This window comes from Variovorax sp. SPNA7 (assembly GCF_033807855.1).
In the GTDB taxonomy this organism is placed as follows: domain Bacteria; phylum Pseudomonadota; class Gammaproteobacteria; order Burkholderiales; family Burkholderiaceae_C; genus Variovorax; species Variovorax beijingensis.
In genome coordinates this window covers 1,840,148-1,852,842 of sequence record NZ_CP138513.1, presented here as the reverse complement: position 1 = coordinate 1,852,842, position 12,695 = coordinate 1,840,148, and the positions used below count along the sequence as shown (strand labels likewise).

The following is a 12,695-nucleotide window of genomic DNA, read 5'->3' as shown; positions in this document are numbered from 1 at the left end:
ACCTCAAGCCAGCGTGTACGCCGTCTTCACCGTGGTGAAGAACTCCTGCGCATACTTGCCCTGCTCGCGCGGGCCGTAGCTCGAGCCCTTGCGCCCGCCGAACGGCACGTGGTAGTCCACCCCTGCGGTCGGCAGGTTCACCATCACCATGCCGGCCTGGCTGTGGCGCTTGAAGTGCGTGGCGTACTTCAGGCTGGTGGTCGCAATGCCGGCCGAGAGGCCAAACTCCGTGTCGTTGGCCGTGGCCAGCGCTTCTTCGTAGTTCTTCACCCGGATCACGCTCGCCACCGGGCCGAAGATCTCTTCCTTGTTGATGCGCATCGCCGCCGCCGATTCGCTGAACAGCGCCGGCGACATGTAGTAGCCGTCGGTCTCCAGCTTCAGCAGTTCGCCGCCGGCCGCCAGCGTGGCGCCTTCGCCCTTGCCGATGGCGATGTATTCCATGTCCTGGTCGAGTTGCGACTTCGACGAGACCGGGCCCACGTCGGTGCCCTGCGCCAGTGCATCGCCGACCTTGATCTTCGCCATGCGCGCCTTCATCGCCTCGATGAACTTCGGGTAGATGCCTTCGGTCACGATCAGGCGGCTCGACGCCGTGCAGCGCTGGCCGGTGGAGTAGAAGGCGCTCTGCACGCTGAGCTCCACGGCCTGGGCCAGGTCGGCGTCGTCCAGCACCACCTGCGGGTTCTTGCCGCCCATCTCGAGCTGCACCTTCTTGTGGTTCGTGACGCACTGGATGGCGATGTTGCGGCCCACGCCGACCGAGCCGGTGAAGCTGATGGCATGGATGCCCGGGTGGCTGACCAGCGCCTCGCCGATCACGCTGCCGCGGCCCATCACGAGGTTGAACACGCCCGCCGGAATGCCGGAACGGCTGATGATCTCGGACAGCGCCCAGGCGCAGCCGGGCACGAGGTCGGCGGGCTTCAGGACCACGCAGTTGCCGAAGGCGAGCGCCGGCGCGATCTTCCAGGCCGGGATGGCAATGGGGAAGTTCCAGGGCGTGATGAGGCCGACCACGCCGACCGGCTCACGGGTGATTTCGACGCCGATGTTGGGGCGCACCGAGGGCAGCAGCTCGCCCGACAGGCGCAGGCATTCGCCGGCGAAGAACTTGAAGATCTGGCCGGCGCGGGTGGCTTCGCCGATGCCTTCGGCCTTGGTCTTGCCTTCTTCGCGGGCGAGCAGGGTGCCGAGCTCTTCGCGGCGCGCGAGGATCTCGGTGCCGATCTTGTCCAGGGCGTCGGAGCGCGCCTGGATGCTGCCGGTGGCCCAGGCCGGGAAGGCGGCGGTGGCGGCGGCCACGGCGGCCTCGACATCGGCAGCGCTGCCCTGCGCGTACTGGCCCAGCACGTCGGACAGGTTGCTGGGGTTGAGGTTGGGGCTGTAGCTTGCGCCGGCACGCCATTCGCCGCCGATCAGGTTGTCGAAGTTTTGCATGGTGTATTCCTTAACTGCTGTAGTGAGAAGCGCCGTCCATTATGGGAATACCGCGGAACCGGCTTTGCCGGGCCGCTGGTATTGCCCCCTGCAAGGGGGTGGGAGGCCACACGAAGTGGGCAAGCCTGGGGGTCAGCGATTACCTAACCATGCAGGGTTTTTTGTTGTCGAAAATCCACCCCGGGATCAGGTATTGCATCGCCTGCGCATCGTTGCGCGCGCCCAGGCCGTGCTTCAGGTACAGCTGGTGCGCCTTCTCGACCTCGTCCATGTCGAGCTCCACGCCCAGGCCGCCGCGCGTGGGCACCGTCACGAAGCCGCCTTCGATCTGCAGCGGCGCCTTGGTCAGGCGCTGACCGTCCTGCCAGATCCAGTGCGTGTCGATGGCCGTGACCTTGCCCGGCGCGGCCGCGGCGACGTGCGTGAACATGGCCAGCGACACATCGAAGTGGTTGTTCGAATGCGAACCCCAGGTCAGGCCCCAGGCCTGGCACAGCTGCGCCACGCGCACCGAGCCCTGCATCGTCCAGAAATGCGGATCGGCCAGCGGAATGTCGACCGACTGCAGCGAGAGGCTGTGCACCATCTCGCGCCAGTCGGTGGCGACCATGTTGGTGGCGGTCGGGAGACCCGTGGCGCGGCGGAACTCGGCCATCACCTCGCGGCCGGAAAACACGCCTTCGGCGCCGCAGGGGTCTTCGGCATAGGCCATGACGCCGTGCAGGTCGCGGCAGAGGCGGATCGCATCCTGCAGCAGCCAGCCGCCGTTCGGGTCGAGCGTGACGCGCGCCTGCGGAAAGCGCTCGTGCAGCGCGCGGATGGCTTCGACTTCTTCCTCGCCGCGCAGCACGCCGCCCTTGAGCTTGAAGTCGGTGAAGCCGTAGCGCGCATGCGTGGCCTCGGCCAGGCGCACGATGGCTTCGGGCGTCATGGTTTCTTCGTGGCGCAGGCGAAACCAGTCGTCGGCGGCGCCGGGGTCGCTCTCGTAGGGCAGGTCGGTCTTCTTGCGGTCGCCCACGTAGAACAGGTAGCCGAGCATCTGCACCGCATCGCGCTGCTGGCCTTCGCCGAGCAGTGCGGCCACCGGCACTTCGAGATGCTGGCCCAGCAGGTCGAGCAATGCCGCCTCGACGGCGGTGACCGCATGGATGGTCACGCGCAGGTCGAAGGTCTGCTGGCCGCGCCCGCCGCTGTCGCGGTTGGCGAAGGCGCTGCGCAGGCTGTTGAGCACGGCGTTGTGGCGGCCGATGGGCTGGCCCACGATGAGGCCGCGCGCATCTTCGAGCGTCTGGCGGATCTTCTCGCCGCCCGGCACTTCGCCGACGCCGGTGTGGCCCGCGCTGTCGGTCAGGATCAGCAGGTTGCGCGTGAAGAACGGGCCGTGCGCGCCGCTCAGGTTCATGAGCATGCTGTCGTGGCCCGCGACGGGCACCACGCGCATGCCGGTGACCACGGGCGCGCCGGAGATGGGAGAAGCGGAGTCTGGAAGTGTCATTTTTTGCGCGAACCCTAAAAGGAAAGTGCTGCTAGATCCGGACGGCCTGGCGGGCCAGCATCTTCCACTCGCCGCCCTGCTTTTGCCAGATGCCGAGGATCTTGAGCGCCACCTTGCCGGGCTTGCCCGAATCGTTGGTGTCGGCTGCGAGCGTGTGGCGCACGATGGCCGTGCGGCCGTCGACCACCTTGATGGTCTGGTCGGTGATCGTGATGCTCACGAAGTCCGATTTGCGATCGACGAGGTCGCCGATGAAGCTGGCCTTGGTGTCGACCTTGCCGCTCGAATGGCCGTAGCTCAGCTCGTCGGCCACCAGCGCGCCAAGGGCGGCTGGCGTGGGGTCCACCATCGCAAGGCGCAGCCGCTCGGCGGCCGCGGCCACGGCTGCCGGCTCGGCCGATGCACCGCCGCCGGCGGGCGCCATCGCGCAGCCCGTGAACAGAACAGCCGATGCGGCAATGAGAAAGAACTTCTTGATGGACATGCCTTGTCTCCGTTGTTGTTTGTTGTCGTCGTTGCCGGCTCGGCCGCTTACTGCGGGCCGAGCGCGTCGATCAGCGCCTTGAGCTGTTCCATCTCGGCGGGCTTGAGGTCCGTGAGCGGCGTGCGCACCGGGCCGGCGTCGTGGCCGACGATCTTGGCACCGGCCTTGACGATGCTCACGGCATAGCCCGGCACGCGGTTGCGCAGATCGAGGTAGGGCATGAAGAAGTTCTTCAGCAGGCGGTGCTGCGTGGGCAGGTCGTCGGCAGCAACGGCCTTGTAGAAGTCCATCGCGGTCTTCGGGATGAAGTTGAAGACGGCCGACGAATACACCGGCGTGCCAAGCGCCTTGTAGGCCGCGGCATAGACCTCGGCCGTGGGCAGGCCGCCCAGGTAGGCGAAGCGGTCGCCCATGCGCTGGTAGATCGCGACCATGGCCTCGATGTCGCCCACGCCGTCCTTGAAGCCGACGAGGTTCGGGTTGCGCTCGGCCAGGGCGGCCAGCGTCTCGGGCTTGAGGCGGCTGGTGGCGCGGTTGTAGACGATCACGCCGAACTTCACGCTCTTGCACACGGCTTCCACGTGCGCGGCCAGGCCTTCCTGGCCGGCTTCGGTCAGGTAGTGCGGCAGCAGCAGGATGCCGTGCGCGCCGGCCTTCTCGGCCGCCTGCGCGCACTGGATCGCGAAGCGCGTGGGGCCGCCGGCACCCGCGATGATCGGCACCACGCCGCGGCAGGTGTCGACCGCGGTCTGGATGATGCCGGGGTACTCGTCGCCCGTCAGCGAGAAGAACTCACCGGTGCCGCCGGCCGCGAACAGCGCGCTCGCGCCGTAGGGAGCGAGCCATTCGAGACGCTGCTCGTAGCCCTTCTTGTTGAAGTCCCCGTTCGCGTCGAAGTCGGTCAACGGGAACGAGAGCAGGCCGGAGCCCATGATGGATTTGAGTTCTTGAGGGTTCATCGAGACACCAATGAGTGAGTTGAAAAATGGAGGCTGGGGGCGTTCAGTCCAGCTTGATGCCGGCGTCGGCGACGACCTTGGCCCAGCGCGCGCGTTCCTTGCCGAAGAACTGCTCTTCCTCGGCCGGCGCCATGGTCACGACCTCGGCGCCCTGCCCCGCAAGGCGCGAGCGGATGTCGGCCGAGCGGATGACGGTGATCAGTTCCTTGTTGAGGCGCTGCACGATGGCGTCGGGCGTGCCCTTGGCCACCCGCACGCCTTGCCAGGTGCCCGACTCGAAGCCGGCCACGCCCTGCTCCGCGATGGTGGGCACTTCGCCGATCAGCGGCATGCGCGTCGACTTCGAAACGCCGAGCACCTTGAGCTTGCCGCTCTGCACATGCGGCAGGGTGGCGAGCATGCCGTTCATCAGGATCTGCGTCTGGCCGGCGACCGTGTCCTGCACCGCCTGCACGCCGCCCTTGTAGGGCACGTACTGCCAGCGCGCTCCGCTCGCGCGCTCGAGCGCCACGCCGGCCAGGTGCGGCGCGCTGCCGGTGGCGGTCACGGCAAAATTGATGTCCGACTTCTTCGACAGCGCAATCAGTTCCTTCAGGTTGCTGGCCTGGACCGACGGATGAACCACCAGCAGGTGCGGCGAATAGGCCAGCATGGTCACGCCGCGCAGGTCTTTCGAAGGATCGAAAGGCAGCTTCGTATAAACAGAGGGGCTGATCGCGAGCGCGCCCACGTCGCACAGCAGCAGCGTGTAGCCGTCGGGCCTGGACTTGGCAACGTAGTCGGCGCCGAGATTGCCGTTGGCGCCGGGCTTGTTCTCGACGATGACCGGCTGGCCGAGCGCTTCCGACAGCTGCTGGCTGATGGAGCGGGCAATGATGTCGGACGAACCGCCCGGCGGGTACGGCACCACGATGCGCACGGGCTTGGACGGCCAGTTGTCGGCGGCATGCACGCCACCGGCCGCAAGCACCCCGCCGCCGAGGGCGCCAAGCATCAGATCACGTCGTTTCAAGCTCATTCTGAGTCTCCTGCTGGGTTGTGTTGTCAGTCATCGTACAACTAGGAATGACGCTTGTCCAGCGTCTGACCGAAATTTCTTCTCAGGAGGCCGCTGGCGGCGTCTTGGCGGCGGCCTGCTGGGCCGCTTCCTGCGCCACGCGCAGCCGCTCGCGGCTGTTGGTCAGGTGGATGCGCATGGCCGCGCGGGCCGATTCGGGATCGCGGCGCGCGATGGCCGCGTAGATTTCTTCGTGCTCGCGGTTCACGCGGCTCAGGTACTCGCCGCGCCGGTCGTAGTTGCGGATGGCGGTGATGCGCGTGCGCGGAATGATCGTGGTGCCCAGGTGGCTCATGATGTCCGCGAAGTACGGATTGCCGGTGGCCTGGGCGATCTGCAGGTGGAAGCGGAAGTCGGGCGCCACGGTGTCCCCCGCCACCGCCACGTTGCGCTCGAAATCGTCGAGCGCCTGGCGCATCGCGAGCAGTTGCTCCTCGGTGCGGCGCGTGGCGGCCAGCCCGGCGGATTCGGTTTCGAGGCTGATGCGCAGCTCGAGCACCGCCAGCACGTCCACCGAGGTGGCGATGTCGGCGGAATCGAGCCGGAACATGCCGGCCGCGCGCGGCTGCAGCACGAAGGTGCCGACACCATGGTGCGTTTCCACCAGCCCCGCGGCCTGCAGCTTGGACAGCGCCTCGCGCACCACGGTGCGGCTGACGCCGAAGGATTGCATGATGGCCGACTCGGTCGGCAGCTTGTCGCCCGGGCGCAGCTGCTGGCTGCGGATCTTCTCGCCCAGGTCCTCGACCAGCCCGTGGGCGAGCCCGCGTGCGCGCGGCCGCGGGCGCCCCACGAAGGGCGTGCCGGCGGCAACTTCTGTCGCCGCGTCGGAAATTGAGGGATTACCCGCAGTCGTCTGGACCATGGTCACGATAATAATCCCGCATTAGTTGTACGACAACAGATAACTTCTCAGGCCAGCAAAAATGTCGACGTCCCATCAAGCCCCCAACACCCCGCTCCACCGGATTCTGCTGACCGGCGCCGCCGGCGGATTGGGCAAGGTCCTGCGCGAACGCCTGCGCCCCTATGCCCGGATCTTGCGCCTGTCCGACATCGCCGCCCTCCCCCCTTCCGAGGGTGCGCACGAAGAAGTCGTGCCCTGTGATCTTTCGGACAAGGCCGCGGTCCACGCACTGGTCGAGGGCTGCAGCGCCATCGTGCACCTGGGCGGCGTTTCGGTCGAGCGCCCTTTCGAGGAAATTCTCGAGGCCAACATCAGGGGCGTCTTCAACGTCTACGAAGCCGCGCGCCGCCACGGCGTGAAGCGCGTGGTGTTCGCGAGCTCCAACCACGTGATCGGCTTCTACAAGCAGGCCGAGCACATCGACGCCCACGCCCAGCGCCGGCCCGACGGCTACTACGGCCTGTCGAAGTCCTTCGGCGAGGACATGGCGCAGTTCTATTTCGACCGCTGGGGCATCGAGACGGTGAGCATCCGCATCGGCTCGTCCTTTCCCGAGCCGCTCAACCGCCGGATGATGAGCACCTGGCTCAGCTACCGCGACCTGACCACGCTGATCGAGAAGTCGCTCTTCACGCCCGAAGTGAAGCACACGGTGGTCTACGGCATGTCCAACAACCGCGATGTCTGGTGGGACAACAGCGCTGCCGCCCACCTGGGCTTCGTGCCGCAGGACAGCTCCGAGGTGTTCCGCGACAAGGTCGAGGCGCAGCCGCCCGTGGCGCCGACCGATCCCAATGCCATCTACCAGGGCGGTGCCTTCACGGCACAGGGCCCGTTCGGCGACCAATGAGGCCCGGCATGCAGGCCGAACTCGTCCTCGACGCACGGTGCGCGACCGGCGAAAGCCCGGTCTGGCGCGCCGATGAACAGGCGCTCTACTGGGTCGACATTCCCGCAAGGCAGCTGCACCGCTGGAGCGCCGCAACCAGCACGCACGACTGCTGGACCGGCGGCGAGATGCTGGCCTGCATCGCCGCGCGCGCCGGCCATCCGGGCGAGTGGATCGCCGGCATGGAAAGCGGGCTGTTCGCCATTGCGGCGCGCGCCGACGGCACCCTGGCCGCGAGCCCCATTGCCGGCGCGGTCCATGCGGAACGCGACATGCGCTTCAACGACGGCCGCTGCGACCGCCAGGGCCGCTTCTGGGCCGGCACCATGCTGATGGACATGGCGGCGGGCCGGGACGTCGGCCGCGTCTACCGCTACCAGGGCGACGTGAATGCCGAAGTCGCGCTGCGCCTGCAGTTCGACCACCTGATCGTGCCGAACGGCCTGGCCTTCAGCCCCGACGGCAAGACCATGTACCTGTCGGACTCGCATCCGGACGTCCAGGCCATCTGGGCCTTCGACTACGACATTGCCACCGGCACGCCGCACGGACGCCGCCTGTTCGTCGACATGAAGCCGCTGCCCGGACGGCCCGACGGCGCCGCCGTCGACGCCGACGGCTGCTACTGGATCTGCGGCAACGACGCCGGGCTCGTCCACCGCTTCACGCCCGAGGGCCGGCTCGACCGCTCCCTTGCCGTGCCCGTGAAGAAACCCGCGATGTGCGCCTTCGGCGGCGCGCAGCTCGACACGCTCTATGTGACATCGATCCGCCCCGGCGGCGATCTGTCCGGCCAACCGCTGGCGGGCGGCGTTTTTGCACTGCGCCCCGGCATCCAGGGTCTGCCGGAACCCGAATGCCGTTTCTGACTGCTTTTTATCCACCAACCCGAAGAGGAAGACAAATGAAATACACCCGCCACCTGATCGCGCTGGCCGCCGGTGCCTGCGCCATGGCTGCGAATGCCGTCGAGTTCCGTTCGGCCGACGTGCACAACAGCGACGAGTACCCCACCGTCGCAGCCGTCAAGCACATGAGCGAACTGCTCGAAAAGCGCAGCAACGGCAAGTACAAGATCAAGGTGTTCAACAAGAGCGCGCTCGGCAGCGAGAAGGAAACGCTCGACCAGGTCAAGATCGGCGCGCTCGAAATGAACCGCGTCAACATCAGCGCGCTGAATTCGATCTGCCCGAAGACGCTGGTGCCGACGATGCCCTTCCTGTTCGACTCGATCGCGCACATGCGCAAGTCGCTCGACGGTCCCATCGGCGACGAGATCCTGCAGGGCTGCGAGAAGGAAGGCCTGGTCGGCCTGGCCTTCTACGACAGCGGCGCGCGTTCGATCTACGCCAAGAAGCCGGTGAAAACGCTGGCCGACGCCAAGGGCCTGAAGATCCGCGTGCAGCAATCCGACCTGTGGGTTGCGCTGGTGAGCGCCATGGGCGCCAACGCCACGCCCATGCCGGCCGGCGAAGTGTTCACCGCGCTCAAGACCGGGCTCATCGACGCGGCGGAAAACAACATTCCCTCCTACGACGGCTTCAAGCACTACGAGGCAGTGAAGTTCTATTCGCGCACCGAACATTCCATGGCACCTGAAATGCTCGTGATGTCGAAGGCGATCTACGACAAGCTCTCCAAGGCCGATCAGGAGCTGTTCCGCTCCACCGCCAAGGAATCGGTCGCCTTCCAGCGCAAGAAGTGGGACGAGCAGGAAGCCAAGTCGCTCGAGGTCGTGACCAAGGGCGGCGCCCAGATCGTTGCCGATGTGGACAAGGCCTCGTTCCGCTCGGCAATGACGCCGGTCTACGCCAAGTTCATCTCGACGCCCGACCTGCAGCGCCTCGTGAAGTCCGTCCAGGACAACAAGTAGCGCGCCCCGCCCTCCCCGCTGCCGGGGAGGGATCTACCCACATTCAGGGAATTGCCCATGACACTGACCGTCCCCGCGGCAGACACGATTGCGACCGGAGCGCCCATCGAGCTCGAAGACCTGGTCAACCCGAACGGCCGGCCTCCGTCCAATCACGCCTATTCGCGCTTCTGCGCGTTCCTGTCGAAGGCCAGCCTGATGCTGGCCGTCGCCATGCTCATCACCATCATCGTCTGCGTCCAGTACCAGGTGGTCGGACGCTACGTGTTCAACGACACGCCGACGTGGGCCGAAGGCCTCGCGCTGCAGCTCGTGCTGTATGTCACCGCGCTCGGCGTGGCCGTTGGCGTGCGGGATGCGGGCCACATCGGGCTCGACTCGCTGGTGGTGCTGCTTCCCGAATCCCTGCGCCTGAAGATCGAAATACTGATCCATGCGCTGGTCGCGCTGTTCGGCGCCATCATGGCCTGGAGCGGCTGGACCTGGACCACGCTCAAGTGGACCGACATCAAGCCCATGATGGGCGTCCCGGTGGGCCTGGACTACCTGGCGCTCGTGATCGCGGGCCTGCTGATCGTGCTTTTCTCGATTGAACATATCGTCGCCCTGCTGCGCGATGAAGAAGTGGTGCCCGCGTGGAACTGACAGTCCTTTCTCTCGTTTTCCTGGTGCTGCTGGTGCTGGGCGTGCCGGTCGCGTTCTCGATCGGCCTGGCTTCCGTCGCGACGGTGCTCTATGCGGGCCTGCCCGTGGCCGTGGTGTTCCAGAAGATGGTCGGCGGCATGCAGATCTTCTCGTTCCTGGCGATCCCGTTCTTCGTGTTCGCCGGCGAGCTGATGCTCTATGGCGGCATCGCGCAGCGCATCGTGCGCTTTGCCAACAGCCTGGTGGGCCACGTGCGCGGCGGCCTGGGCATGAGCAACGTGATCGGCTGTACGCTCTTCGGCGGCGTGGCCGGCTCGCCGGTGGCCGACGTCTCGGCCATGGGCTCGGTGATGATCCCGCTGATGAAGAAGGAAGGCTACGACGCCGACTACGCGGTCAACGTCACGACGCATGCCGCCCTGGTGGGCGCCCTGATGCCCACCTCGCACAACCTGATCATCTTCACGCTCGCAACCACCGGCATCGCGTCGGTGAGCGTGCTGAGCCTGATCCTCGCGGGCCTGATTCCCGCGCTGCTGCTCACGCTGTGCAACCTGGGCGCCGCCTACTACGTGGCCATCCGCCGCGGCTATCCGATCCGCGGCGCGTTTCCAGGCTGGGGCGAAGTGCTTGCCGCATTCATCGGCGCGCTGCCGGGCCTGATGATCGTCGCGATCATCCTGGTGGGCATCCTGTCGGGCGTGTTCACCGCCACCGAGTCGGCGGCAACCGCGGTGCTGTGGGCACTGGGCGTCACGGTGCTCGTCTACCGGTCCCTGAGCCGCAAGGACTTTTTCAAGGCCTGCGCCAAGGCCTGCAAGACGACCGGCGTGGTGCTGCTGCTGATCGGCATTTCCTCGGCCTTCGGCTACTTCATGGCCCTGTACGAAGTGCCGCAGAAGACCGGTGAGCTCATGACCAGCGTCTCGAGCGATCCGTGGGTCATCTTCCTGATGATCAACGTGCTGCTGTTCGTCCTCGGAACCTTCCTGGACATGGCCGCGACGATCCTGATCTGCACGCCCATCTTCCTGCCCATTGCCATGCAGTTCGGCATGAGCCCGGTGCAGTTCGGCATCGTCATGCTGATCAACTGCGCGCTCGGCCTCAACACGCCGCCGGTCGGCACCACGCAGTTCATAGGCTGTGCGATCGGAGGCGTGTCGGTCGGGCAGGTGATGCGGTCGATCTGGCCGTTCTACGGCGCCCTGCTGATCTGCCTGATGCTCGTGACCTACGTGCCGGCGTTCTCGATGTGGCTGCCTGACCTCGTCAACGCGGCCAAGTGACGGCAAAGACCAGCAACGCGGAGTTCTTCGTTCCCATGGCCGACTCATCCTCTTCCCCCGCGGTGCGCCCGCCACACCGCATCCACATGCATGCGGCGGACAACGTCGCCATCGTGGCCAACGACGGCGGCCTGAAGGCTGGCGCCACCTTCGCCGACGGCCTGGTGCTGGTGGACAACGTGCCGCAGGGCCACAAGGTCGCGCTCACCGACCTGGCCGAGGGCGACGCCGTCGTCCGCTACAACGTGGTGATCGGCTACGCGCTGAAAGCCATTGCGCGCGGCAGCTGGGTGCACGAACGCCTGCTGAAGATGCCCGCCGCGCGCGAGCTCGAAGGCCTGCCGATCGCCACCGTCAAGCCGCCCGCGCAACCGCCGCTCGAGGGCTACACCTTCGAGGGCTACCGCAACCTCGACGGCTCGGTGGGCACGCGCAACATCCTCGCCATCACGCAGACCGTGCAGTGCGTGGCAGGCGTGGTCGACTTCGCGGTGCAGCGCATCAAGGCCGAGCTGCTGCCGAAATATCCCAACGTCGACGACGTGGTGGGCCTCTCGCACAGCTACGGCTGCGGCGTGGCGATCGATGCGCCCGACGCCATCATCCCGATCCGCACGCTGCGCAACATCAGCCTCAACCCGAACTTCGGCGGCGAGGTGATGGTCATCAGCCTGGGATGCGAGAAGCTGCAGCCCGAGCGCCTGCTGCCGCCGGGCAGCATCGCGCTGGTGGACGAGCGCAGCGTGGCCGACGTCGGCACCACGGCCGACAGCAAGCTCGACGTGGTGTGCCTGCAGGACGATGCGCACGTCGGCTTCATGTCGATGGTCGACTCGATCCTGCGGCAGGCCGAAGAGCATCTGGAGCGGCTCAATGCCCGCCGGCGCGAGACCGTGCCCGCGAGCGAGCTGGTGGTGGGCGTGCAGTGCGGCGGCAGCGATGCGTTCTCGGGCGTCACCGCCAATCCGGCCGTGGGCTTTTGCACCGACCTGCTGGTGCGCGCCGGCGCCACCGTGATGTTCTCGGAAGTGACCGAGGTGCGCGACGGCATCGACCAGCTCACCTCGCGCGCAACCACGCCTGAAGTAGCCGAAGCCATGATCCGCGAGATGGCCTGGTACGACGCCTACCTGGACCGCGGCCGCGTCGACCGCAGCGCCAACACCACGCCGGGCAACAAGAAGGGCGGACTCTCGAACATCGTCGAAAAGGCGATGGGCTCGATCGTCAAGAGCGGCAGCGCGCCGATCTCGGGCGTGGTTTCGCCGGGCGAGAAGGCCAGGCAGAAGGGCCTGCTCTATGCCGCCACGCCCGCCAGCGACTTCATCTGCGGCACGCTGCAGCTGGCCGCCGGCATGAACCTGCACGTGTTCACCACCGGCCGCGGCACGCCCTACGGCCTGGCTGAGGTGCCGGTGATCAAGGTGGCCACGCGCAGCGACCTGGCGCGCCGCTGGCACGACCTGATGGACGTGAACGCGGGCCGCATCGCCGACGGCGACGCCACCATCGAGGACATCGGCTGGGAGATGTTCCGCCTGATGCTCGACGTGGCCAGCGGCCGCAAGAAAACCTGGGCCGAACAGTGGAAGCTGCACAACGCGCTGGTGCTGTTCAACCCGGCTCCCGTGACCTGAACCACCGACCTCGAAAGGAA

12 protein-coding genes are annotated in these 12,695 nt (G+C 66.8%); 6 read left to right on the top strand and 6 right to left on the bottom strand.

The window, feature by feature from the left end; translation table 11 throughout:
- Positions 1-3: 3 nt before the first annotated feature.
- From RZE77_RS08545 to RZE77_RS08520, 6 genes are all read right to left on the bottom strand, one after another.
- On the bottom strand, positions 4-1,440 hold the full coding sequence (locus tag RZE77_RS08545; RefSeq protein ID WP_319441479.1) for an aldehyde dehydrogenase family protein: 1,437 nt from the start codon (positions 1,438-1,440) through the stop codon (positions 4-6).
- Between the two features lie 139 nt (positions 1,441-1,579).
- Positions 1,580-2,935 carry a glucarate dehydratase gene (gene gudD / locus RZE77_RS08540; RefSeq protein ID WP_319441478.1) on the bottom strand — a complete coding sequence of 452 codons (1,356 nt, stop codon included), beginning with the start codon at positions 2,933-2,935 and terminating at the stop codon, positions 1,580-1,582.
- A gap of 31 nt (positions 2,936-2,966) precedes the next feature.
- On the bottom strand, positions 2,967-3,419 hold the full coding sequence (locus tag RZE77_RS08535) for a nuclear transport factor 2 family protein (RefSeq protein WP_319441477.1): 453 nt from the start codon (positions 3,417-3,419) through the stop codon (positions 2,967-2,969).
- Positions 3,420-3,466: 47 nt separating this feature from the next.
- Entirely contained in the window at positions 3,467-4,378 is a 912-nt protein-coding gene (kdgD, locus tag RZE77_RS08530) for a 5-dehydro-4-deoxyglucarate dehydratase (protein ID WP_319441476.1), read from the bottom strand.
- 43 nt (positions 4,379-4,421) lie between these two features.
- Entirely contained in the window at positions 4,422-5,396 is a 975-nt protein-coding gene (locus tag RZE77_RS08525) for a Bug family tripartite tricarboxylate transporter substrate binding protein (protein WP_319431091.1), read from the bottom strand.
- Positions 5,397-5,478: 82 nt separating this feature from the next.
- Positions 5,479-6,300: a FadR/GntR family transcriptional regulator gene (locus RZE77_RS08520; RefSeq protein WP_145741960.1), complete on the bottom strand. Its 822-nt coding sequence runs from the start codon at positions 6,298-6,300 to the stop codon at positions 5,479-5,481.
- A gap of 61 nt (positions 6,301-6,361) precedes the next feature.
- On the opposite strand from RZE77_RS08520, the gene RZE77_RS08515 reads away from it, so the two are divergent.
- The 6 genes from RZE77_RS08515 (at position 6,362) to garD (ending at position 12,675) form a co-directional block, all read left to right on the top strand.
- Complete coding sequence (locus tag RZE77_RS08515; protein WP_319441475.1) at positions 6,362-7,192, top strand: NAD-dependent epimerase/dehydratase family protein; 831 nt, start codon at positions 6,362-6,364, stop codon at positions 7,190-7,192.
- An 8-nt stretch (positions 7,193-7,200) separates the two neighbouring features.
- Positions 7,201-8,100: an SMP-30/gluconolactonase/LRE family protein gene (locus tag RZE77_RS08510; RefSeq protein ID WP_319441474.1), complete on the top strand. Its 900-nt coding sequence runs from the start codon at positions 7,201-7,203 to the stop codon at positions 8,098-8,100.
- A gap of 35 nt (positions 8,101-8,135) precedes the next feature.
- The gene (locus tag RZE77_RS08505) at positions 8,136-9,104 is read left to right on the top strand and encodes a TRAP transporter substrate-binding protein (protein ID WP_319441473.1); all 969 of its coding nucleotides are present in this window, start codon (positions 8,136-8,138) and stop codon (positions 9,102-9,104) included.
- Positions 9,105-9,302: 198 nt separating this feature from the next.
- Positions 9,303-9,749: a TRAP transporter small permease gene (locus tag RZE77_RS08500; RefSeq protein WP_319432935.1), complete on the top strand. Its 447-nt coding sequence runs from the start codon at positions 9,303-9,305 to the stop codon at positions 9,747-9,749.
- The gene (locus RZE77_RS08495) at positions 9,740-11,038 is read left to right on the top strand and encodes a TRAP transporter large permease (protein WP_319431082.1); all 1,299 of its coding nucleotides are present in this window, start codon (positions 9,740-9,742) and stop codon (positions 11,036-11,038) included. The genes RZE77_RS08500 and RZE77_RS08495 overlap by 10 nt, the downstream gene beginning before the upstream one ends.
- Before the next feature lie 35 nt (positions 11,039-11,073).
- Positions 11,074-12,675 carry a galactarate dehydratase gene (gene garD / locus RZE77_RS08490; RefSeq protein ID WP_319442324.1) on the top strand — a complete coding sequence of 534 codons (1,602 nt, stop codon included), beginning with the start codon at positions 11,074-11,076 and terminating at the stop codon, positions 12,673-12,675.
- The last annotated feature ends 20 nt before the right edge of the window (positions 12,676-12,695 follow it).

Coding starts and splice junctions, on each gene's coding strand:
- gudD (WP_319441478.1), bottom strand. CDS start 2,935: ATGACACTTCCAGACTCCGCTTCTCCCATCTCCGGCGCGCCCGTGGTC.
- RZE77_RS08500 (WP_319432935.1), top strand. CDS start 9,303: ATGCTGGCCGTCGCCATGCTCATCACCATCATCGTCTGCGTCCAGTAC.
- RZE77_RS08515 (WP_319441475.1), top strand. CDS start 6,362: ATGTCGACGTCCCATCAAGCCCCCAACACCCCGCTCCACCGGATTCTG.
- RZE77_RS08545 (WP_319441479.1), bottom strand. CDS start 1,440: ATGCAAAACTTCGACAACCTGATCGGCGGCGAATGGCGTGCCGGCGCA.
- RZE77_RS08525 (WP_319431091.1), bottom strand. CDS start 5,396: ATGAGCTTGAAACGACGTGATCTGATGCTTGGCGCCCTCGGCGGCGGG.
- garD (WP_319442324.1), top strand. CDS start 11,074: ATGGCCGACTCATCCTCTTCCCCCGCGGTGCGCCCGCCACACCGCATC.
- RZE77_RS08535 (WP_319441477.1), bottom strand. CDS start 3,419: ATGTCCATCAAGAAGTTCTTTCTCATTGCCGCATCGGCTGTTCTGTTC.
- RZE77_RS08505 (WP_319441473.1), top strand. CDS start 8,136: ATGAAATACACCCGCCACCTGATCGCGCTGGCCGCCGGTGCCTGCGCC.
- kdgD (WP_319441476.1), bottom strand. CDS start 4,378: ATGAACCCTCAAGAACTCAAATCCATCATGGGCTCCGGCCTGCTCTCG.
- RZE77_RS08520 (WP_145741960.1), bottom strand. CDS start 6,300: ATGGTCCAGACGACTGCGGGTAATCCCTCAATTTCCGACGCGGCGACA.
- RZE77_RS08510 (WP_319441474.1), top strand. CDS start 7,201: ATGCAGGCCGAACTCGTCCTCGACGCACGGTGCGCGACCGGCGAAAGC.